Annotated in this window: 20 protein-coding genes; 5 read left to right on the plus strand and 15 right to left on the minus strand. The window is 50.5% G+C overall.

The window, feature by feature from the left end; translation table 11 throughout:
• Positions 1-458, minus strand: a 458-nt coding sequence (locus tag L0156_08655) for a 6-aminohexanoate hydrolase (GenBank protein ID MCI0603073.1), incomplete at its 3' end; no start/stop codon positions are given.
• 264 nt (positions 459-722) lie between these two features.
• On the opposite strand from L0156_08655, the gene L0156_08660 reads away from it, so the two are divergent.
• Positions 723-1,685: a hypothetical protein gene (locus L0156_08660; GenBank protein MCI0603074.1), complete on the plus strand. Its 963-nt coding sequence runs from the start codon at positions 723-725 to the stop codon at positions 1,683-1,685.
• Between the two features lie 300 nt (positions 1,686-1,985).
• Here L0156_08660 and L0156_08665 read toward each other — a convergent pair whose 3' ends face one another.
• From L0156_08665 to L0156_08690, 6 genes are all read right to left on the minus strand, one after another.
• Positions 1,986-4,790: a protein kinase gene (locus L0156_08665; GenBank protein ID MCI0603075.1), complete on the minus strand. Its 2,805-nt coding sequence runs from the start codon at positions 4,788-4,790 to the stop codon at positions 1,986-1,988.
• 145 nt (positions 4,791-4,935) lie between these two features.
• Positions 4,936-5,862, minus strand: a complete 927-nt coding sequence (locus L0156_08670; protein MCI0603076.1) for a polysaccharide deacetylase family protein — start codon at positions 5,860-5,862, stop codon at positions 4,936-4,938.
• 3 nt (positions 5,863-5,865) lie between these two features.
• Positions 5,866-6,333, minus strand: coding sequence for a DinB family protein (locus L0156_08675; GenBank protein ID MCI0603077.1), 468 nt, complete (start codon positions 6,331-6,333; stop codon positions 5,866-5,868).
• Positions 6,334-6,482: 149 nt separating this feature from the next.
• Positions 6,483-6,734 (minus strand): hypothetical protein, encoded by a 252-nt coding sequence (locus L0156_08680; GenBank protein MCI0603078.1) that lies wholly within the window; start codon positions 6,732-6,734, stop codon positions 6,483-6,485.
• 139 nt (positions 6,735-6,873) lie between these two features.
• Positions 6,874-7,368 carry a hypothetical protein gene (locus tag L0156_08685; GenBank protein MCI0603079.1) on the minus strand — a complete coding sequence of 165 codons (495 nt, stop codon included), beginning with the start codon at positions 7,366-7,368 and terminating at the stop codon, positions 6,874-6,876.
• Positions 7,344-7,556: a hypothetical protein gene (locus L0156_08690; GenBank protein MCI0603080.1), complete on the minus strand. Its 213-nt coding sequence runs from the start codon at positions 7,554-7,556 to the stop codon at positions 7,344-7,346. Before L0156_08690 ends, L0156_08685 begins: the two co-directional genes overlap by 25 nt.
• A gap of 365 nt (positions 7,557-7,921) precedes the next feature.
• Here L0156_08690 and L0156_08695 point away from each other — a divergent pair, with 365 nt between their 5' ends.
• From L0156_08695 to L0156_08705, 3 genes are read left to right on the plus strand one after another with little or no spacing between them, the layout of a single operon-like run.
• Entirely contained in the window at positions 7,922-9,841 is a 1,920-nt protein-coding gene (locus L0156_08695) for a hypothetical protein (GenBank protein ID MCI0603081.1), read from the plus strand.
• Complete coding sequence (locus L0156_08700) at positions 9,838-10,854, plus strand: hypothetical protein (GenBank protein ID MCI0603082.1); 1,017 nt, start codon at positions 9,838-9,840, stop codon at positions 10,852-10,854. The genes L0156_08695 and L0156_08700 overlap by 4 nt, the downstream gene beginning before the upstream one ends.
• A complete protein-coding gene (locus L0156_08705) occupies positions 10,851-11,540 on the plus strand; it encodes a DUF6339 family protein (GenBank protein ID MCI0603083.1) in 690 nt (229 codons plus the stop codon). Before L0156_08700 ends, L0156_08705 begins: the two co-directional genes overlap by 4 nt.
• A 10-nt stretch (positions 11,541-11,550) precedes the next feature.
• On the opposite strand, the gene L0156_08710 is transcribed toward L0156_08705, so the two are convergent.
• From L0156_08710 to L0156_08720, 3 genes are read right to left on the minus strand one after another with little or no spacing between them, the layout of a single operon-like run.
• Entirely contained in the window at positions 11,551-11,766 is a 216-nt protein-coding gene (locus tag L0156_08710) for a hypothetical protein (GenBank protein ID MCI0603084.1), read from the minus strand.
• Positions 11,763-12,284, minus strand: coding sequence for a hypothetical protein (locus L0156_08715; GenBank protein MCI0603085.1), 522 nt, complete (start codon positions 12,282-12,284; stop codon positions 11,763-11,765). The genes L0156_08710 and L0156_08715 overlap by 4 nt, the downstream gene beginning before the upstream one ends.
• The gene (locus L0156_08720; protein MCI0603086.1) at positions 12,268-12,777 is read right to left on the minus strand and encodes a cupin domain-containing protein; all 510 of its coding nucleotides are present in this window, start codon (positions 12,775-12,777) and stop codon (positions 12,268-12,270) included. The genes L0156_08715 and L0156_08720 overlap by 17 nt, the downstream gene beginning before the upstream one ends.
• 175 nt (positions 12,778-12,952) lie before the next feature.
• Here L0156_08720 and L0156_08725 point away from each other — a divergent pair, with 175 nt between their 5' ends.
• Positions 12,953-14,623 carry a metallophosphoesterase gene (locus L0156_08725; protein MCI0603087.1) on the plus strand — a complete coding sequence of 557 codons (1,671 nt, stop codon included), beginning with the start codon at positions 12,953-12,955 and terminating at the stop codon, positions 14,621-14,623.
• Positions 14,624-14,805: 182 nt separating this feature from the next.
• Here L0156_08725 and L0156_08730 read toward each other — a convergent pair whose 3' ends face one another.
• The 5 genes from L0156_08730 to L0156_08750 all read right to left on the minus strand — a co-directional run bounded on the left by L0156_08730 (position 14,806) and on the right by L0156_08750 (position 21,566).
• Complete coding sequence (locus tag L0156_08730) at positions 14,806-17,475, minus strand: ABC transporter permease (protein MCI0603088.1); 2,670 nt, start codon at positions 17,473-17,475, stop codon at positions 14,806-14,808.
• A 43-nt stretch (positions 17,476-17,518) separates the two neighbouring features.
• Positions 17,519-17,848 carry a PadR family transcriptional regulator gene (locus L0156_08735; GenBank protein MCI0603089.1) on the minus strand — a complete coding sequence of 110 codons (330 nt, stop codon included), beginning with the start codon at positions 17,846-17,848 and terminating at the stop codon, positions 17,519-17,521.
• Positions 17,849-17,895: 47 nt separating this feature from the next.
• On the minus strand, positions 17,896-18,678 hold the full coding sequence (locus L0156_08740) for a formylglycine-generating enzyme family protein (protein ID MCI0603090.1): 783 nt from the start codon (positions 18,676-18,678) through the stop codon (positions 17,896-17,898).
• 3 nt (positions 18,679-18,681) lie between these two features.
• On the minus strand, positions 18,682-20,745 hold the full coding sequence (locus L0156_08745; protein MCI0603091.1) for a peptidoglycan-binding protein: 2,064 nt from the start codon (positions 20,743-20,745) through the stop codon (positions 18,682-18,684).
• A gap of 86 nt (positions 20,746-20,831) precedes the next feature.
• Positions 20,832-21,566 (minus strand): hypothetical protein, encoded by a 735-nt coding sequence (locus tag L0156_08750; protein MCI0603092.1) that lies wholly within the window; start codon positions 21,564-21,566, stop codon positions 20,832-20,834.
• Positions 21,567-21,603 lie beyond the last annotated feature (37 nt).

Here is a 21,603-nt window from a genome sequence, read left to right on the forward strand (position 1 = left end):
CTATTTGGCGTTCGAGTGATGGGCAGATACCAGGTGAAGGTATCCTCCTTGGGTGTTACGATCCCGCGCCAGAGCGATCGAGCATCCGCCGTAAGCCTTACAGGTGTGGCCATCGTACTGCCGTTGACTTGTGTGACCGGTTGAATCCACTGTCCCATGATTTCCTGACCGCTCCGTTTGCCGCGGAATTTCCCTTTTCCATCGGGCAGCTCGAAGGAAACTTCCTGCCGATCGAATCGTGCAGGAACCGAGAAACCCGCAATATCGGCCAGCCATCCCTGCTTCGTTTGAAGAATCAAGAGACTTCCCCGAATATCCGGCCCAAATCGGTGCTTCGCTCCCCAGAGCCCTTCCAGTTTTTGAGCCGGATCGAATTCAGCCTGCTGCTCCCGAGCTTGTGTGAGGAAACCAAAAAGCAAAATCCCCAACGCAGTCACCGCCGCCAATCGAACAGCCATCATAGGGGGACATTATATCCATTGTGGTTATATTGTCAATGGATATATTTGAAATGGATATAAGCAGCCACACGATGATCCGGGACTTTGCCTGGCGGAGTCGTTTGGTCGGCCGATCGGCTCCGAAACAGGCAACTCAGGTTGCCGAAAAAACAATCCAAGTTGCGCAAAGTTCGTTGTTAATAATGCTGATCGACGAAGGCGCAGACTTCAATAGATGGCAAACGTCTTGCTCTGCGAATTCGCAAAGCGAGGTTACGTGCCATGAAAATATTCGTTGTCCTGGTATTCACTCTTGGTTTGATCGGAGTTTGCGAAGCTGCGCCCGATCTTACGTATGTAGGAGTAGGGCCTCTCGTCAGTGATCAGAACGGGAGCATCTTCATTCGCGTAAACGTAATTAACGATTCGCCTGATCCTGCGGTCGCGTGTAAAGGAAACATTCTGATCGATGGAGCGATAGCGAAAGTTTTTGATATTCCTGCACTGGCTGGAAATGCTACTCAAGCTACGACGGGCGCTAACCAGAAAGTCATTGATTTGACGGTTCCAAGCACTGTTGGTTCGCACACAGTAGAAATCAATTTGGACTCTGACAATCAAAATAAGGAAAGCGATGAAAATAACAATAAGGCGACTCGCAGCGTAACGGTTCGCGCGAAACTAACCTTGCGCGCTACTGGACCCGGCAAAGTTACATTTCCATTCGGTCCGAATCAGACAATCCTGACCTGTGAAAGCGGTCACACGCTTGCCGAGCCTTTTGCACCGGGCGCAACAGTAACTTTGACCGCTGTGCCGCAATCCGGATCGATTCTTTCGGGTTGGGTTGTTCTACAAGGATCTCCCGCCGGTGCAATGTGTGCCGCGAGGGCCAATCCTTGTTCATTTGTAATCGATAAAGACATCTTTGTGGAAGCAAAATTCAACACACCGCCGCCGCCACCTCCTCCTGCGCAGCTCACCTTCACCGTAACGAAAGGAGAATCGGGCAGCGGCACGGTCACCGATAGCGCCGGCATGAACTGCGGCAGCGACTGCTCTTCATCAATCGCTTCCGGAACGGGCGTCACTGTAAAAGCACAAGCGGCTCCCAATTCAACTTTTGTGAACTGGAGCAATGGTACCGGCTCCGCAGCGGCTTGCAATGACTCTACTGTAGCGTTTTGCCGTTTTACGATTTCGCAAAATTCCAGTATTCGCGCGAATTTTCAGCTGGCGCAATGAATCTTGCGGTAGTCGGGGATCATCAATCGAAAATCTGCGAAAAAGAGTAAGCAAATCAGCACGGAAAGTCTGGGCCTTCCAGATAAATCTAGAAAGTAGGTAAAATCAGTTAGCCTGCTTTACGAAACCTCTCCCACCGACGTTCGAGAAATTCTGGATGCGGCCTGCAATTTGCATAAGGCCAATCCATTCTGAATTCTTGGTTCACCTTCAGGTTCCGCATCGGGAAGAATGTGTGCTGCATCAAGTAGCTCACGATGGCGCAAATTACAAAACGACCCGGATGAAGCCGGTGGTCAATCACAAGCCGGTGGGCAGTTGGATCTTTTCCAGGAATGCGCGCCAGCGCGGATCACGGTGGACGTTGCGAAACGAGGGATTTCCAAGAAGCTGCGTGAGGCCCGGATCGCGATGAGTGTAGCCCAGCTCCAGCCATTCAAAAGCTTTGTCTGACTCACCACGAATTGCGTACACTTCTGCGATCTGAAAAGCAGAGTTGAAGGATTCTGTTTCTATTAAATGCTGCAGCGCTGCATCTGCTTCTTTCTTCATTCCTGCGGAAGCATAAGCAAGGGCGAGTCCGGATTTCCGCCAGCCGGTTTTTTCCTTCTGCATTTCTGCAATCGCTTCCTGAAATTTTCCTTTTGCGATGTAAATGCGCCCGAGAATCATGTGCGCTGCCGGATATTCCGGATTCAGCTCCAACGCCTTCTTCAAAGCTGCCTCCGCCTCATCCAAGCGGCCAGCGCGGTAATTGATGTGACTGTAGTCGTAATACGAACGAACGCTCAGCGGATCCAACTCGATCGCTTGTTTCGCCAATCGCAGCGCTTCGTCGAACTTTCCCAGTACTGCAGCGATATTTGCTCCTCCGCGGATCGAAGACATGTCTCGAGAATCCAATTTCAGCGCCTTTTGGAAGGAGGACTCCGCGGCGGACCAGTTCCGATCATACGATGCCTTGATCATCCCCAAGACAGCATGCGCTTCCGCCAGTTCAGGATTCAGCTCCAGCGCCTTCTCTGCCTCCCGGCGCGCTTTCCGAAAACCTTCCTCTGTAGGAATCAGAGTTCCTGACGCCTGATCTCTGTGCGCGTAGGCTAATGCGGCCCAGGCGCGCGCAAAATCAGGATCAATTTTTAATGCTTTCTCATAGTATTCAACCGCTTTCACCAGATAATCCCTGTGACGCTTATCATGGAAATAGCGACCTTGAAGATACGCATTGTACGCTTCCGGTGTTGTCTCCTTGTTTCCTTTCTTCAGGAGCGTGACATTCAATGCTTCCGCCACGGATCCGGCGATTTCATCCTGGATCGCGAAAATATTGCTCATCTGACGATCGTACGTCTGCGACCAGATATGTGAGTCGGTTGCGGTTTCGATCAGCTGCGCTGTGATTCGCAGTTGATCGCCCCCTTTTCGCACACTACCTTCCAGCACATGTGTGACGTTCAATTTTTCAGCGACCGTTTTGATGTCCGCCTTGGTTCCCTTGAAGGAGAAAGCAGACGTGCGGGATGATACGCGTAAATCAGGATTCTTTGCCAGAACGTTTAGCAGCTCTTCCGTCAAACCATCGGAGAAATATTCCTGATTGGGATCATTGCTCAGGTTCGCAAAAGGTAGTACGGCAATCGCTGTCTGACGCGTTTCTATCCTTCGGTCCACCTTCCGCAAATTCCGCACAAAGAAAATCGCCGGAACACTCATTAGAATCAATACAGTAATCACCCATGCGCCGCGCTTGTTGAAACGGGATGATTCCGATTTTGACGGCACAGAAAGTTTTGGCTGCGGGGAGGAATCGCGGAGCGTGGATTCAAGCGTTTTCAGATCGTCCAGCAAATCTGCACCGGAGGCATATCGATTCGCCTTCTCTTTTTCCATGCATCGCTGCAGAATCGAATCAATCTGAACCGGTATTTCCGGCAGCACGGATGAGGGCGCTTCGACCGGTGCCACGGCAATTGCATCAAAAATTTTGAGAAGGCTTTCGCCGGAAAATGGAATCTTCCCTGTTAAGGCCTGGTACAAAACGCCACCCAGCGAAAAAATATCGCTGCGGGCATCCAGGGGTTCCCCTCGCGTTTGTTCAGGCGACATGTAGTAGGCCGTTCCCATAGCGACACCAATGCCCGTCAAATCGGTATCTGTCTTTACAAGGGAAAGGCCCTGGATGGCGCTGACCGAAACTCTTTTTGCGAGGCCGAAATCCAGAAGTTTTACGCGGCCGTTCGGTTGAATGATGATGTTGTGCGGCTTCAAATCGCGGTGAATCAATCCTGCGGCGTGCGCCACGCTCAATGCCTCTGCAAGCTGCTTTGCAATATCAATCCACCGACTCCAAGGGAGCGGTCCCGATTCCAGAATGGACCGGAGAGACTTCCCTTCCAGATACTCCATAACGATGAAGCGGATCCCGTCCTGCTCTTCAAACGAGTACACACTCATGATGTTGGGATGATTCAATGCCGATGCGGCCCGCGCCTCGCGCATCAATCGCTTTCGCGCATTCTCGTTTGTGCTGTAGCGGAGCGGCAGAACCTTGATTGCAACATGTCTACCGAGTTTTAAGTCTTCCGCTTTATAAACTTCCCCCATTCCTCCTTCACCGATTTGTTCAATGATTCTGTAATGCAAAAGAGTGTCGCCGGGTGAAAAGGCAGTGAGCATATCCTGTAAATCGTCAAAGTCTTCCAAATCGTGCTCCTGCGATAAGGAGGGAAGCAAAATTTCAATCAATGATTTCTTGATAGCGCTGACAATCTTCGCTATGTAATTGTTTCCTTTTTGAATGAATTCAACGCCGGAGGATTTATCGTACGGTTGTTCTACCGATTCAGGATAAGAAACGATGATCCTGGTTGAAGGGGCGAGACTCCGGATTCTTTGGAAAGCATCTGCCTCATCAAGTCCATGCGCGAACAGAATCAGGTCGACCGCTTTGCCCTTTACTTTACTGAGTGCCTCATCGTAAGACAGGGCGATTTCGAAAGAGCATTCCTTGATGCCGCGCAAGTGCTTTGCGAGTGCCGCCAGAACTGCCGGATCATCTTCAATGATCAGGATGTTTACTGTGTAAGTACCCCTTGCCTCACTCATCGCATCCCGTACAACGATTTTATCATGAAGGATTTTAGTCAGCCTCCGGATCAGCGAAGGTGATCTCTACTTTCCAATGTTTTACCTTTTGCCAATTTACAACGATGTTTACCAATCGGCGGATCAGTCGAAACATCGGTACGCACTACAGGTCAAGCTCATCCATTTTTTGTTTTTCGTATTCAGAATCTTCGCCGGGATAACGCAGCAGCGATTCGAATTTTCCCGTTTCTCTGGCAAGCGCCACCATCAGACTCTCACCGGCCGGGAGAACATCCGGTTCGCTTTTGAACACAGTATCCTGGAATGCTTGTGAAGCGTCGATCCATTTCCAGCCTTTCGCGCGGAATGCGGCAATCAGATCGCCCAGGAATAATCCGTTGAGCGTGTTGTGATGCGTGAGGATCGTGTGGCGGATTGGCCTTTTAAGAACAGCACGGGCCAACTCCTCGTAATGCGCGGCACGATCCAGCATATGTTCTACATAGTAATTTTTGTATGGTGTCAGATCTGCATTCGGGTCCTTCTGCAACCGTTCTCTTAGACGTTGATCGATGTACCAGTCGGATGTGTCGATCGTGACGTGTCCGTTTTTATAACCACTCTGTTTCAGAAAAGCTCGCATCGAATCGCGCTGCTCCATCGTTTTTCCTTCCTTTAGAAAAGGAAAACGAAACAGTTTTTGAAAGTTCTTGTAAGGCGACAGAAACGCGTCGCACTTGAGAATATCCTTTTGATACTCTTGCAATTCCTTCGCCGGATAGAACCAGTGCGAATAAGTATGATTGCCGATGATATGTTTCCCTGCGTCCCATTGAGCCAGAAAATCTTTCCCTTCCTTGTTAACGATATATTTGCCGACAACAAACAACGCTGCTTTAATTTTCGCATCATAAAGAGATTTTAAAATCGCTTGATTTCGTTCTTGCGGATTTAGAACGACTGCGTTGCCGGCCCAATTGAAATCATCCATTGTGAGTGAGATCAGCAATGGTTCCGCAGCAAAAGTTGGCAATAGCGGAGACGCGGCAAGTGTTAAAGCTGCACCGATAAATTCTCTTCTTGAAAGCATGGTCTACCTGGATCGAATCAATTTCTTGAGCAAGCCGATTTGACCGGCGTGATAAACATGATGGCGGATGATTCCGTGAATCATGAACGCAACGGAATAATCTTTGCCAACCACATTCTCCTCAAGCGAAGAATTTTGGAGAACCGCGTAATATTCGAGCAGCTTTCGGTGCGATCTTTCCAGCATTTCCAGCGCCGCTTTCCATTCCTCTTCTCCGGCTGTTGTAACCGGAGGAAAATCTCCTTCCTTCGGCTCGTCGGCCGGTTGTCCCATAAGTCTTTGCAGAAATACTTCCTGCCATGCTGCAATGTGCATCACGAGCTCCCATATCGTATGAGAACCGGGGATCGGCCGCACGGAAGCATCTTTTGCGGAAACATCAGAAAGTGTTTCGCGCAAACCAGGGCCGTGCCAGGCATCCCCTTCCTGAATTCTTTTCATTGCTTCTCTTAAGTTTCCGATTTCCGACATGATTCTTTCTCCTGATTGTTTTTACCACGGAGTCACGGAGAACACGAAGTTTGTACGCCGACTCTTCCGCTAGTGAAATGGCAAAGCAATGGAAAGTCGAATAGGACAGCTGGAAATCAGAAGCGAAATAAACGCTGCGTGAAGTAACGCTATTTCCCTTGCACCATTTTCAGCTTTGAATTTCGAGTGGTGTCCTGTTTTTCTGCTTTCTTTTCTACCGGCTTTGATGTGATGTGTATTTCACGGCCGGCCGCTTCCGCGTCCGCTACCACGCTCATCCACCATTTGAGCCGGCATTGGTCGCTGCACAAATCAATCTCCTCACCGTTATAAGTGAGTAACGGATCATGCCCTATGATTTCAGCGTTGCACTCATTACATTTGATGATTGTTTCTTTCATAAAAATTTTGAATGATTTTATCATGTCGTGATATGTCACTGGAAGAAAAAAGAGGAAGTGTCAAAGCCAACGTTACAAAGCAAATGTGCGAATTTCGGTCACATGTCACCCCCAGATGAAAATCATCTGGAGTGTAATTTTACTTGCCTTCTTTCATGCTGCGGATCGCTTTTAGTTCGATTACATGAATCAGATCTTTTGGACGTTTCGCGGCCTCTTTGCTTCGAATCAGCCCGTCCAGGCTAATGGCCCGGCAAATGAATGTCCCAATTTGGATCGTATCCGGATATTTTCGGGTGATATCCTCATATGTCCCCACACCGGATAGCTCCGCAAGAAGATCAATGCTCCCCAGGGACGTAATCAGAGTAAAATTAGCGCCATTTTCCACTGTTCTTTCATCAAAATGAAAAGGCACATCCATCGGGGATTCGTCGGGACCGCGGCGTCGGGGATTCAATGGCGCCAAAGCCTGAACTAACTTTCGAATGTTCTCTCTGCTTCTTTTGTAGCAGATGTCCAGGTCTCTTGTAACGTAACTGGATCCGAATGCCGTCGCTGCAACTCCGCCAACGACTATGAATTCCACCTCCGCTTTCAGAAGGGATTCTATGATTTTTTCGATTTCGACCATTGAAGGTTCGATTGGAATTGCATCCAACTTTGAAGTTGACGAACCCGTTCGGGTTGAGACAACGAAAGGTTATATCGCAGCAGACTTAAATCAATCCCGAATAGTCGAGCGGTTTCTACCGGATCGCGGTCCTTGTTCTGCTCTATAAATTCAAGAAGAAGATCTTCTGAAGAAACCGTTCGTGACATACCTAGCTGAATTATAACATTGGGACTTCAGCCGGTGCATTTCTGAAAACCCATGGCCCCATATATATTTCAGTTCCACCGTTGCAGTAACTGGAAAGCCGCTCAGGTTATTCGCCACGCACCAGATCTTTTCCGCATTGGTTGCGTTGGCTGGCCCGGTGTAGACTGTGCCGGCTTTGAGCTCCCAGAGCTCCTGCCAGCAGCACGATGAATGTCAGAACAAATGTGTAAGTTTTCATTTTTCCCTCCGTTTTTTATCCCTTATCTGTTATGCGCAAAGTGAAGGAAAAAGTGTTCAGTGAGCAGCCCGGCGGATCGCGCTACAATAATAGTTCCCCCCGGAAGCACGGGAAGGCGTGTCTATTATGCAATGGCATTTTACGCAGACGGATCATGATTCGCGGAACGTGACTGATCCGACAACACTGACCGTTCAATCACACGGGGATCTGACGCCGCTGGAGATTCTGGTGCGGGAGGTGCTGCAGAATTCGCTCGATAATTTCGCAAGCAGGCCGGTCCGGGTTGATTTTCGTTTGCGCTACTTGCGCGGCGCCGCTAAAGACGAATTTCTGGAAAAGCTCCGCTTCGAAGAGCAAATTCTTCCACATCTGCGAGCCGTAGTTCAGTACGAAAAACGGAGTCGCGGCGCCAGCGAGTTCCCGGAACCCAATCAGCTCCTCAAAAAAGACATCACGCTCCGCCTCCTTTATATAGAAGACTTCAACACCAGGGGATTAATCGGCCCCGAACATAGTCTTGAAGCGGATCAATTTCCAAAACCTCACTGCTTCCTCGGTCTTTGCCGCAATGTCGGAGACAGCCAAAAAAGTGAAGAAGCAATGGGTGGAATTTACGGCCTGGGAAAAACCGTTTTGTGGAAACATTCGCGCCATCGGATCGTGTTGTTCCATTCGCGTTTGCAAATCCCCTACGTCACGAAGGAGCTGCCGGGTGAGCATCGCGCGAGATTTTTCGGGCACATTCGCTTGCCGGGTCACGATATTCAGCAACAATCTTTTCAGGGTGAAGCATTTTTCGGCCGTCGAAAAGAGCAATTGACATGGTCTTTGATGGATCAGGAAGCGGATCGTTTGGCGCGCGAATTCGGGATGGCGGCGCGAAATGCGAATCAAACCGGCACATCCATTCTTGTGGTCGACTTTGAGGATCCCGATTCGGAAAACGCAGCGACCGAATCCGAATCGCTCCAGCGGATTCACGACGCCGCCGAGCAATATTTCTGGCCCGCGATGATCGAAGGTTCGCTGGAGGTTCGAACCAAAGCCGACAGCGGCAGCGACACCGGCTGGAAAACGCGTGATATTACAGACCAACCGAAACACCTGAAACCTTTTCTGCGCGCCTATATCAACGCCTATAAGGACAAGGAGGCGCTCAGCAAAATCGAGGTCAACGTTCCCAAAGGTCCGAAAGAGGAGGAGAAGTGCGCAGCAAATGTTGCGGTTTCTGTATTGCTGGATCATGAGGGGATGAAAGGGCCGCTTTTGAACCGCACCGCGTTGATTCGAGGCGCGGGCATGGTGGTCGGCTACCAACGGATTGGACGTCCGGGATTGGGCGGAAAAGATTTTTATGCAGTAGTGCTCGGTGGAAAATCGTGTCCCGCTCATCTTGCCGCGGCCGTAAGAGAGCAAGCGCGCTGCGAACAATTGATCGCATACTCGGAGCCGGTCACACATGATACGTGGACACCGCAATCGGACAAATTGAAACGATGGCGTGGCGCTCGCGCAGAGATCGATCGCATCTTGCGGAGCATCCGGTCCGCGATCACGGAAGCGACGACCTCCGATCTGCGGCCGGAAGGTCGCGCGATTTCCCTGCTCTCTTCTTACTTCCCGATTGCGCATGGCACGGAAAGCGAATCGGCGCGCGACACGAAGCTGGAATTTCTTTCCGATCCCGCGATCCATCCGGATGAAGAAGGAGAACTGAGGTACAGATTCCACATCCGCGTTACTGTTCCCGCGCGACAGGATTTTATCGGATGGATTCCGAAACGATGGAAAGTGGAATGTCACTACGGCTTCTATGGAGAAGATGTACATCGCAAAGTGGTGGAAAGCGCAACAGTCGGATTTACGCACATCAAACGAAACGGCAGCGGATGGGACCTGCTTTCGAAATTCGATCGCTCCTTTGAAGAGGAAGTCGGAGAACATCCACTGGTTTATGAATTCAGAGGGGAAACCGCGCCTCTGGAAACGTTTCTCGCGCGCACGACGAAACAGGAACTGGAAATTAAGGTGTTGAAGGAATGAGCTGGCTCAAGGATGCGCTGGAGCGCCGGACGGTCTGGCCATATCAACTTGCCGCTGAACCCGTGAAGTTGGAGATAGCGGCAACAGCGCTGACCGGCAAAACGGAGGTTGCCGCATGGAAGGCATCCAACTGGAGAGGGCGTCGCGGCAAGGCAGGACCACCTGAGCCGTCAAAAGTAGTCGATGCATCCGCGCGATGGGATTTGTTTACTGAAAATATTGTGTGGGACCGACTGCAGTTGCGTTGCACCGCTTCCATCGATGGCGCCGAACGCTTCCCTGCATCTGCTGTCTCGTTTGGACTGGTGGCTTTGTGCAAGAACACGCGGTATCGATCGGCAGCTCGCGGTTCTTTCAATACAGGCGCCGCGGAGATGGTCCTGACTATTCAACGCAATGATGTATCAGGCCAGATTCTGCTGCTGCCTGTGCTGGTCCTCATCAATCCGAGGCGGGCTCCGGCTGGATTTCCTGATGTTGCCGGGGCGCGTCTGGCAACTGGTTTCCCGGTCACGATTTTCACCGATGCTCCCGCGGAGCGTCCGGGTGGTGGAATCGAGATTCAGTGGAGGAATTTCGGTCCACAATTTCGCGATTCGTTGTTTGAACTCGCGATCGCTCCACCCGAAATTTTGTTGCGTCTGAACAATGAACATTCGGCGTTAAAAGCTATCGTTGAGGATTTGTCGAAAACCGGGAATCGCGCGCGCATTCGAAACGCGATTTTTGCGCTGATTGCATGCGATGTCTGGTTTCAGCTCGCTGAGTTCGCAGCGCACGAAATGATCTCCATTGAGGAACCGGAAGACGCAACCTCGGAGCTTGCTGTTAAGATCTTGAAATCCTTGTCGAAGATGATTCGTATTCCACATCAGGAGATTGTGCAATCGTACGATGATCCGGCCGGCAGAGCGATGCTGAGCGTGCGAATCCAGCATGCTTTAAAATCGGGGACCTACCAAAACGCTTTGATTACAGGATCGGTTTCCGATGAAGAGGGATTCGCGTTATGAGATTGCCAATTCTGGATCGTCCCATCCTGTACGTGAACCAGGCATTTCTGCAGAATCCAAAACCGTCACCGGACCGGCCTGAGCAGTCGGCTTATTCGGGCGAGGGGGATCTGTTGCGATTCGATGCGTTTGGAAAATCCTTGCGGCGTTTGATGAAAGAGTTTGATTCGGATCCAACGAAGAGTGACGGCGCAATTGCGATTGCTCTGCACCAGTCGTTGCCGTTGACGCGCCGCGAGGCTGCGCAGATGGCCTTCTGGCATTATCTCAGCATCCTGGAGCTGCCTGAATACGTTGCGTGGAGATACTTCGATCCTGCAAAAGCAAAGACGAACAAAGAGCGCTACATCGGCTTCCTGGCAGACAATGCGTTCTCCAGGTTATGGTGGTGGGCCGAGCTGACTCACCAGGCCGGTACTGCTGATCCCTATTTTCGAACGCGAGCGGGCGCGCAAAATCTGGAGCTTGTGAAAAGCGTTGTCGAGAATTTGTTTGGCGGAAATCGCGTGCTGGTTGCGGCTTTGATCGACTTTGTTTGCGCGTCTGCGGATGGCGTGGCTGATCAGCAGAAGGTCAAACAGCTCACGACGCGGATCAATGCGTTGCTTGTAACGGTTGCCGTTGATTTGCTGACCGATGAGATGGTCCAGCAAATTCCTCGCAACATCGCGGCCACCTTTCAGTGAAGATCTGTGGTTAACTGTTTGAACAATTGCTGTCTGACTGTTGATCGATCTCCTCTGTATCATCGAAACAGGTCCAGCAAAAGGAATCTGGATGGAAACCCTTTCGAATTTGCTGCAACTTCACCAGCCGCCGGATCTTTTGCTCGAAGCTCAGATCCGCCGATTTCCTGTCATCCTCATGATAGAGTTTGTAGATCTCCGAGGGTTCGCTAAATTGAGTCTTCATTTCAAATATTTCTCCTCAAAATCCTTCAGTCTCGCGGATAGTTTGAATCTCTCCAGGATTGTGGAGAGTTTCTCAGCATCAATCTTATCTTTCGCGTTCTCGAAAACAAAAGTCAAGTGGGCCTTATCCTTTGCTCGAAAGGCAGCTAGCTTCATTGCGATGATATACTCCAGAGAGCTCACTCTCGTTCTGACCCCTTCATACAGCACCTCCAGTGCATTCTCAACAGCCTCTGCATCGAGCGAACTCTTTACAGCGGCAACAAATTGCACCTTCACCCCCCCGATATAAACTGATTGTCCTTCAACGGTGAAATTGTTTTTCTCAAAGAACCGATAAAGAGGAGACAAATCGATCAATCCCTCCTGGACCCCCGCTTTATATAAATAGAAAATATCGAGATCATCAGTGTATATTGGTCCAGCATGATAGATCATTCCCACGCTTCCTACAATTGCATATTTGCCGATGACTGCGGACCGTTCCATTTCATTGATAATTTCAAGAGTTCTTTTCAAGACCTTCTCCATTCGTGAGCCTGCGGATCAGACCGGCAAATGCGGGATATTTGCTGATCAGCTCTGCCCGATTTCCGGATTCGTAATCGGAATATTCAAAACCTGGGGCAACAGTCGTCCCAAGGAGCGTAAAGTCTCCCGTCGAGAGCATCCCTTGCCAGCAACCGCGCGGCACAACCACTTGAGGCATTTCCCCTAGTTCCACGCGATTTCCAATGCGAATGACTTCTGTTTGCCCATCGCTTTTTAGCAAAAGCATTTCTGCGGGAGCGCCCCTGTAAAAGTGAAAGATTTCATCCGACTGCAGCCGGTGCATTTCGGAAAAGCCACCCGCCTTCAATAGAAAATAGATTGCTGTGGAAAAAGATCGCGGACCGTTATACCTCAAAGGGACCGAAGCGATCTCATCGTTACGATATGTCTCCATGTAGAAACCATTTTCCTTCGGATGTGGTTGGAGTTTTAGAATCCGGATCAGGTCGTCCGCTGCCATACTTGTGATTCTATCGCTGTTTCGGGGTTGTGGTCGAAAAAGAAAGGCCTCCCCTTAATAAGGGAGAAGAGTGGCTGGCGCATTCGCTGTAAGAAAATGTGATTGAACACAGCCGCTGAATGATGCTAAGCTAACGCTACGTAAAGTTTTCTAGGGGAATATATGGGGGTGGCTCGTGTTGAACTATCTAAGGCAATGGGGATCAAAGCTCTTTGGTTCCGAAGATGTTCGCAAGTGGGCGGTTCAGAGGGTCCAGGAGGGCTATACAAAATTCTTTGAAGAAGGACCACTATTAACGGGATTTCCTCCAGCAATAGAAAGAAAAGAGCCTGAACTGCTAAATTGGAGGGATGTAACGGATCAGGAAATAAGAATAGCCCACATATCCGATTTGCATTTTGGTGCAAACGATCCTGTTTTGACTCAGGCATTGAAAGATAGTATCAATCGGTTCAGACCGCACCTGACAATCGCAACAGGAGACATAGTAGAATCCCCAAGCAAAGAGAACCGTAAAGCAGCAACAGAATTTCTTGAATATATATTTACCTGTACAAAAAAATGCTTTGTCCTTCCAGGTAACCATGACCGACATGGAGAGATTGACCTTACTCAATGGGAAAATGATTTTGGAATCACTGGGGGTTCGAGGCATTGTTACCTTATCGAGATGAGTGACCACCGATTTGTCACATTGTTTCTTTTAGACTCGACGATCGCTACTATTTCCGATCCATATGAACAGTTTTTTCACGATGTAATACAGGTACGCGGTTGGATCGATGGAGTGCAACTTGAATGGATCGATCGAATGATTGATTATTTTAAGCAAAACAAATGGCAAGAATATCGTACGAGCATAAAAATTGCAGCATTACACCATCATCCTCTACCGACAAGGGTCGGAGGATCGAATCAACAATTCTTGCTTCTCGCTAACGCAGGACAGGTAATCGAGAAATTCTGCGAGATGGATATCGATCTCGTATTGCATGGTCATCAGCACGATCCGGTAATCCAAACACTTCAGCGCCTCAACTACCGGCCATTTTATATTCTGGGTGCAGGATCAGCGCTTAAAAAGGATCGCAAGAAGAAACTCCCAAACTCATATTATGAGCTGGAAGTGAACATCAACAAGGGATTTGTTTGGGTAAACCAGAGAAACGCGCTGGAAGATACGGGTGAATTCGCGCATGTCCATCGTTCAGCTTCACGATTTGAAGTAATTGAATACTTGAAATTTGAAGTTCGGCAAATTAATAGAATAACTCTGCCGAGTGGAGATACATCGGTCGTAGAAACGCGCAAATTCAAAAGGTCAGAGCTTGCAAAAGACACAAGAAGGTATGTCTATTTGATGGGTAGCACCATTAACAACATGGATGAAGTAACATGGAGCGTTAAACGAAAAGTTAATAGCGTTGATCGTGAAATTAGAAAAACGGGCTTGCGACTGGTTAAAGAGTATAACGACCCGGGAGATAAAGAAAAGCTCTTTCTGTATGAGTTCGAAGTCGAGTTGCCTGATGGTCTCTCTAAAGGTCCCTTCTTAGAAGAGGAACTGCATTTTGAGATTGTGTGGCCCAAATTATTTTCTGAATTCGAAAAAAGGGATCAGGTTGAAGGCACAATGGCATACCCTTTTGGAGTTGACAAATTTACTTACGGAGTATCACTTGATCCTCTGTGCCCAGCGAAACTTAGCAAGGTGCAGATATATACTGGTAATCCGAAGATACGGCCTGAGCCGGCAACAATCGAAAACGGTCTCGGTCAGACAGTGGAGACCAGAATCGATCCGGGTACTACGATCATGTATCGTATTAACATGATGACCACTTGACATAGTGGTTTAGCGAGCTATTATGTAGCTATGTTTAAACGTCGTAGAACTGGGTTGCCTCCGGTCGAGCCAGAGGACATAAAGCGCGGACACTGCGTATAACGATTTTACTTCAGTTCTTACTGCCTTATTTTTAAGCCAACGGAAAGCTGTCCCAAAGGCCATTTCGGTTTGTTTTTGTATCACTCCGCACGTAGTGCAGTCATCGGATCCACACGTGCGGCGCGGCGTGCGGGGATGTAGCAGGCGGCAAGGGACACGAATAGCAGGGGCGCGGCAACTAGCGCAAATGTTCGGGGATCAGCGAATTTCACACCGAATAGAAGCCCGCGCAGCATCGGACCGATTGCGATGGATGCAAGAACACCGATTGTGAGGCCGGTAAGCGCGAGCTGCAAACCTTCGCCTATGGTGGAACGGAGAATGGTTTTCGGCGCGGCGCCAAGGGCCATACGGATGCCGATTTCGCGCGTGCGTTGCGCAACCAGCGATGAGATGACGCCATAAGCGCCGACCGCTCCCAGGAAAAGCGCAGCTCCAGCAAACAGAGTCACGATTGCTGCGAGCATTTGCTCGCGGCTCACCGAGTTCGTCTTCCATTGCTCCATCGTACGAACGTCATACACCGGCGCTCCCGGATCAAGATGCGAAAGAATCGCGCGAACAGACGGCATGATCTGCGATGCGCCCTGACTCGTGCGCACTGCGATGAACAAACTCAAGCCGGCGTGCTGTCCCAGCAAATCGTATACGCGCGGAACAGGCTCTTCGCGCAACGTTCCGTGCCGCACATCCCCCACCACCCCGATGATCTCGTGCCAATCCGTTTCGGTTTCTGGCGCACCATACGAGACGCGTTTTCCAATCGGATTCTCGTTTGGAAAATCGCGTTGTGCTACTGATTCACTGATTAGTGTTACGTGCGTTTTGTGTTCCAGATCGCGCGGTTCGAAGAGGCGGCCGCGCACCAGTGGAATGCGCATCGTTTCGAAATAGCCCGGTTGCACAAACTGCCATCGCAACTCGGGTGGTTGCCGGCCTGCCGGCGGCATCCTGCCTTCGATCCACATAGCGGTGCCTGTGTTGTGACCGCTAAGCGGCAAGCTACCGGTGGCGGTGGCCTTTTTCACTCCTGGTAAGGCCGCGATACGCTGTGCGAATTCATTCGCGGTCTGCGCAACCTGCTTTCGGGTTTCATAACGTGATTCGCTCAATCGGATCTGAAAAGTCAATAACTCTGTGGAATCGAATCCGGTTCGAACTCGCATCAGCGAAAGAAAACTGCTCCCCAGCAAGATTGCGCCCGCAAGCAATACGCAGGACAAAGCGATCTCGGTCACTACAAGTCCTTTGCGCATTCGCGCCCGCGCAGTGCCCGCGCTGGCGCGACCTTCTCCATTGGCGAGCACGGAGGCCCGCCCTCCGGAAATTAGCCGGCGCGCCGGCAGCAGTCCGCTAACAATTGCTGTGAGCAGACATGCAAGAATTGCATAAAGCAGCACAGGCGCATTGAGACTGGTTGCCGCGGCGCCTGGAATTTGTGATGCCAATCTTTCCGTTATTTGCGGCAGCAATAACCACGCCAGAACAACTCCCGCGAACCCGCCCATCCCGGTCATCAACATGCTTTCCACAAGCAACCGGCGGATGAGTCTGCCGCGCGAGGCCCCGAGCGCAGCACAGATCGCCAACTCCTGTTCACGCGCCGTAACGCGTCCGATCATGAGGTTCGCAAGATTTGCGCATGCGACCAGAAGAACTGCCACGACTGCAGCCATTAATAAATAGAGAGCGGGGCGTGCGCCGCCAACGACATGGTCCCGCAGAGGTGTCATCACCAGCGAACGATCGCCATTGGTATCCGGATACTTCTCAGCCAGCCGGCGACTGATGTGAAGGATGTCCGCCTCCGCTTGTTCTTGCGTTACATTTTTTCGGAGGCGCGCAATCGCTTCGAATGTGAAGATGGACCGGAGCGGGAGATATTCGTGCGAATCCGGCAACGGGATGTAAATGTCCGTATTCTGAATTGTGAACGAGTCTGTCATCGGCAGGAAAAGATCGAACTCTTTGGGCAGGACACCAACAATGATGTAAGGTTGTTCATCCAGCACGATCAGTTTGCCCAGAACACCGGTGCTACTGCCAAAACTTTCTTTCCAGAGGCGGTGACTCACGACAGCCACACGGTCCTTGCCGGGAACTGTTTCCTTTTCATGAAAGCCGCGACCGAGCGATGGTTGCACTCCGAGGGTGTGAAAGAAGCCAGGCGTAACCCGGAGTCCCAACCTGCGCGCCGGCTCCCCTTTTCCGCCGGACTTCATGACGAATGCATCGTACAAAAATAGCGTCGCCTCTTCGATGCCCGGATGCTGATCGCGTACATCGGCAAAGTTTAGATAGGAAATTTGGGGCACACGAGCTTCGAGCGTTTGAGTTTGCAGCAGGACCAGTCGTTCCGGATCATGAAATGGGAGAGGTTGCAGCAGGACCGCGTGAATCAAGCTGAAGATTGCAGTGTTCGCTCCGATGCCGAGCGCCATCGTGCCGAGCGCCAGCATCACGTAAGCGGGGCGCTTGCGCAGTATACGCGCTGCAAAGCGGATGTCTTGCCACAGCGTTTCGAGCCAAACCCCGGGTCGCAATTCGCGCACCCGCTCCTTTGTCTGATGGACGCCTTGCATTTCCACCCGCGCAGCGCGTTCGGCGGCGTCTGGCGTTTGGCCGCGAGCGATTTTGTCCTGGGTGTCGCGTTCGAGGAAGTCGGCGAGTTCTTCGTTTAGCTCGGATTCGAATCGCTTGCGATTTGTAATGCTTCGGAGCGCGAAGAAGATTCGTTGTAGCAGTCTCATCTGTGCGTTTTGATTGCAAGGCGGGCGAGTCGCCCGCACCACATCATTTACTCACATCTAATACCAGTTGCATGGCCGCAACGATGCGGGCCCAGTGGCGCTTCTCTTCGGTGAGCTTGCGTCTTCCGCCCGGCGTTAGAGCGTAGTACTTTGCGCGGCGATTGTTCTCCGTGGCGCGCCACTCGGAGCGCAGGTAGCCATTCTTTTCGAGCGCATAGAGCGCGGGAAAAAGGGACCCGCCGTTCACCTGGAATGTTCCGCGCGTGATCTGTTCGAGCCGCTGCGCAATCCCATAGCCATGCAAGGGTTCCAGCTGAACTGTACGGAGAATTAGTAGATCCAATGTCCCCTGCAGCACGTCGACTTTGCTCATCTAGGTATCCTAGAGCAATACCTCTAGTTTGTCAAGAGGAGAGGCTTCTATCGTGCGCAGCGAAAACCTACCGGCATCGAAGTATCCAAACGCGATGTGCGTTCGCGATAGGTGGTTCTCATCTGGAAAGCTTCCGAAAGGTAATTCCCTCCGCGAATGATTCCGTACTCTTCCTCCACCTTCTCCAGTTTTCCGAGTGGAGAATTGGGATACGGGTACCAGGTTTCAGCGACCCATTCGGAAACTTTGCCTGCCATGTCGACCACGCCAAATGGACTTTTATCTTCAAGGACACCCACATCGGTGCTGTTTCCCCAGGGAAACATGCGCTGATCCGCTCCGCGAGCTGCGTATTCCCATTCGGCTTCGGTGGGCAATCTGCACTTTTTCCATCTGCAATAGGCCATTGCTTCAAACCAGGAAACGCCATTCACCGGATGATCGGCAGTCCCTTCCGGATAGGTTCCATTTTCCCAGGATGCCGGACCAGGATTGCCGGTGTGGTCCCGAAACAATTCGATCCGTTCCCAACCCATCAGCGCTGTATTGAGTTCCTGAATCGAAACGAGCTCCCTCCAAAGATCCTTGTTTGCATAACCGCCTGCATCCACAAATTCTTTGTACTCGCGATTCGTAATTTCATACTTTGAGATGCTGAAATCTTGAACTCTTACTTTGCGGTTTGGCGTTTCGGTATATAAAAGGTAAGGATTGATTTCGTCATCGGGATGAAAAAACTCGCGAACAAGATTTTCTGCTTCTTGCGGTGAAATTCCCATTTCAAATTCTCCGCCCGGAATAAAGAGCATTTCGTTTCCTTTCCTTTCCATAGATCACTCCTCTACGATAATGTTTTTGAGGTGCATTACGTAGTCTTCTTCGGTCATCGATTCGATTCCATTGGCCGCATCCTCAGTGCGACGCGGTGGGTCTTTATGTCTTTGATAGTCGATTCCAATGCCATTGGAAATTCCGGGCACATTTCCTCCCCACGGATTTCGGAAGTAGACCCTGCCATTCGCTATCTTTGTGACTTCTACAGCATGACCGGCGCCGTCCCACTTCAAGGCCGCATAAACAGGAACCTTTCCAGCATCCACATATTTCTTTGTCTGGTGAAAGCCAGTCAGTGCGGCATTCGGCAAGCTAATATAGGATTTTCCGTGCAACGCGCTTAAAACCTTGACCTCTTGATGCGCTAAGGTACCACCAGTGTCAGTTACTTTACCTGATTTTTTGCGTACGTTGTTTTGATAGTCTCCATCTCGCGCGTAACTCATCAAAGCGGATTGAAACAATCGTTCTCCAACGGACCTGCGGCTATTGTCCTGTGCAAACGCGTCTGCAGGTGGTTTGATGGTCACGCCTCCCGCGAGTTTCGACTGCCCAGTGGTCGCCAAATCTGTAACGATGCGTCCGTATTCTGCCGGGTTGCTAAGAGCCAGGTTGAAAGTCATGCTTGTACAGGAGCAGGTTCCACGATTACTTTGATTAATGTTCCGGTAAGGGTTTGCAATCTCCTTTAAAAGGTCCTCGACCACCTGCGTTTTATCAGCAGGATTCCCACGGGCATCCAGAATTTTTGGTGAGAGATTGGAAAAGTGCAGTCTTTCCACTTGCTCCAGCAGCGTTCCCTTTCCGTCAATCGTTTTGGTCATCAAGGCCGGTGTGCCGTTGACGTCTCTTTTCACCACATCCACAAGGGCTGCTTTCGCATCCATTTTGATATCGTCATACAAGAATAACGTTTTGGCCTGCTGTGTTTCAGACATGGCTCCGAAATTTCGATGGGTAACCATTTCGGCCAGGTGATGCGTATAGCGGCCGTTTGTAGCGTGATCTCCCATCTGCTGAAACGTCTTGGTTTTGATCCAGTCGCTCACATTTCGAAAACTCTCACTGCCAATCACTTTTTTCAGGTCCTCTGTATAATTCGCATCCGCAGGATTTCGGGCCAGCGTTTTTAAGGTTTCCTCTTGATAGGCCGGCGACAGCTTTCCAAAACCCGGTTCGGTTGCAATCTTAGTGAGCTGCTCACGGCTTTTTGGCTCGAACGAATATTTCTCCATAGTATTGAGGATTATCTTTTGGTTTGGCTCAGGAATTTTCTTGAAATTCTCATCCCCTTCCAGCGCCGCACGATCTTTTACATTTGCTTTGACATTGTTCAGATTTCCAGCTGAGCGTGAATCCACTGCGAGTCCCTGCAAAGCTTTGTCTTGACCATCGCGCGACAGTTTTCCAAAATTTGAATCGGTTGCAAGATCGTGTAGATTGCTGCGCGCGATCTGATCTTTCGTATAGCCATTCATCTGATCACGAACTTGCTTTTGTGTATCTTTTTGCAGGTTCTTGAAAGATGGATTATTTTCCAGCGCGAGACGGTCCCTTGTGTTTGGGCCGATAGATGCATCAGGATTCAAGCCATTCGATTTCTGGAAATCGCGCACTGCAGCTTCGGTCTCAGTACTGAATTTGCCATCTTCTGCAATCGGTTTGCGTTCGTTTGCTACACGCCATTTGTTGATCTCCTTTTGCGCATTCTCCACAGCAGGACCTGCGCTCCCGTTTGAAATCGGCTTGGATGCTTGTGCAACGGCTGTCGCTGCCTTTCCAGCTGCTTTGGCTGCGGCTTCACCCGCCTTATTCAGGTATCCAACAGCGGAATCGACCGCAGATCCGTCCGCCTTCATCTTCAGTTTGACGGCCATCATCTTTCCCGTATTGGAGTGCTCTGACTTTCTCGCGGTTTTGTCTTCTGCAGAAATCGGTTTGGGAGGCTCTTTTGGCTCTTGTTTTACCTGTGTTTTCTCCACCGGCTTGGCGGGAGTATCGACCGGTTTTGTCGTATCAACTTGTTGAGGTGCGCCCAGCGGACCTCCTACTCTTGGACCCATTGTTCCCTCCAGGAAGGGTGTTTATCGGAACCCCTTCCTTTATATAAGCGGGAATCGGGAATTTATTTCACTGAGGGGAGATCTGATCAAGCGGCCCAGGTGGTGAGCCATTCGGCGATGCGCATCCATGCTGGGGTTTGCATGAGCGCAAGTCTGACAACAAAGGATACGATCAACAGCAATGTTCCTGCTAAAAACATTTTGTTGAGCCGTTTGTTTCTGCGGGAATCTACGATCAAACCGATCAGTGCAAGAAACGCAGGCAGTCCAAAAAACCACAACGGGCCGAACGCTTGAAGCGACGGCAGAGGAATTCTGGCCACAGCCGGTGGAAGGAAATTGATCGCGGTAAGCAGCATCAGCCTTTTGTGCTCTGCGGGTTTCTTTCTGAAAAAGATCGCTGCGCTGAAAAAAATCGCGAACATGATCATGTCGGTCAGTGGGATAAGCAAAAACGCAAGCCGTGGAATACCAGGCGGCGCCGAAGCAGAGCCGAATTTCGCGGCTCTCACAGCGGTAAAAAATCCGATAAGGATGATCAGAATCGCTAGTCCGATTGCGGCAAGACCAAGATGCTGGTGAGTTTTGATTCGATTGGCTGAAATCAGCGTGACCTGCGTAATAAAGAGCGCGACCCAGGCGGTCATCACGATGCCGTGAAGGTGCACCAGCACGGAAGCCAGAGGCGGAGCCTCAAAGAAGCCTTTCAGATAATAGGTTCGCGCAAATCCTGCAAGAACAATCAGAGGGAACAATACAGCTGCAGTAGCAAAGAGACGCCGGTCAAAAACGCGCCGGTTCAGTGTTTGATTCTCAGCCATGAATCGATCATCATACAACACCGTCAGGCAGGCTGGA

This window comes from bacterium, assembly GCA_022616075.1.
In the GTDB taxonomy this organism is placed as follows: Bacteria; Acidobacteriota; HRBIN11; order JAKEFK01; family JAKEFK01; genus JAKEFK01.

Bases quoted from the DNA above. Each gene is read 5' to 3' on its own strand.
- L0156_08660 (MCI0603074.1), top strand. From the start codon at position 723: ATGAAAATATTCGTTGTCCTGGTATTCACTCTTGGTTTGATCGGAGTT.
- L0156_08700 (MCI0603082.1), top strand. From the start codon at position 9,838: ATGAGCTGGCTCAAGGATGCGCTGGAGCGCCGGACGGTCTGGCCATAT.
- L0156_08730 (MCI0603088.1), bottom strand. From the start codon at position 17,475: ATGAGACTGCTACAACGAATCTTCTTCGCGCTCCGAAGCATTACAAAT.
- L0156_08720 (MCI0603086.1), bottom strand. From the start codon at position 12,777: ATGGCAGCGGACGACCTGATCCGGATTCTAAAACTCCAACCACATCCG.
- L0156_08745 (MCI0603091.1), bottom strand. From the start codon at position 20,745: ATGGGTCCAAGAGTAGGAGGTCCGCTGGGCGCACCTCAACAAGTTGAT.
- L0156_08675 (MCI0603077.1), bottom strand. From the start codon at position 6,333: ATGTCGGAAATCGGAAACTTAAGAGAAGCAATGAAAAGAATTCAGGAA.
- L0156_08750 (MCI0603092.1), bottom strand. From the start codon at position 21,566: ATGGCTGAGAATCAAACACTGAACCGGCGCGTTTTTGACCGGCGTCTC.
- L0156_08735 (MCI0603089.1), bottom strand. From the start codon at position 17,848: ATGAGCAAAGTCGACGTGCTGCAGGGGACATTGGATCTACTAATTCTC.
- L0156_08740 (MCI0603090.1), bottom strand. From the start codon at position 18,678: ATGGAAAGGAAAGGAAACGAAATGCTCTTTATTCCGGGCGGAGAATTT.
- L0156_08705 (MCI0603083.1), top strand. From the start codon at position 10,851: ATGAGATTGCCAATTCTGGATCGTCCCATCCTGTACGTGAACCAGGCA.
- L0156_08690 (MCI0603080.1), bottom strand. From the start codon at position 7,556: ATGTCACGAACGGTTTCTTCAGAAGATCTTCTTCTTGAATTTATAGAG.
- L0156_08665 (MCI0603075.1), bottom strand. From the start codon at position 4,790: ATGAGTGAGGCAAGGGGTACTTACACAGTAAACATCCTGATCATTGAA.
- L0156_08710 (MCI0603084.1), bottom strand. From the start codon at position 11,766: ATGAAGACTCAATTTAGCGAACCCTCGGAGATCTACAAACTCTATCAT.
- L0156_08685 (MCI0603079.1), bottom strand. From the start codon at position 7,368: ATGGTCGAAATCGAAAAAATCATAGAATCCCTTCTGAAAGCGGAGGTG.
- L0156_08670 (MCI0603076.1), bottom strand. From the start codon at position 5,862: ATGCTTTCAAGAAGAGAATTTATCGGTGCAGCTTTAACACTTGCCGCG.
- L0156_08695 (MCI0603081.1), top strand. From the start codon at position 7,922: ATGCAATGGCATTTTACGCAGACGGATCATGATTCGCGGAACGTGACT.
- L0156_08680 (MCI0603078.1), bottom strand. From the start codon at position 6,734: ATGAAAGAAACAATCATCAAATGTAATGAGTGCAACGCTGAAATCATA.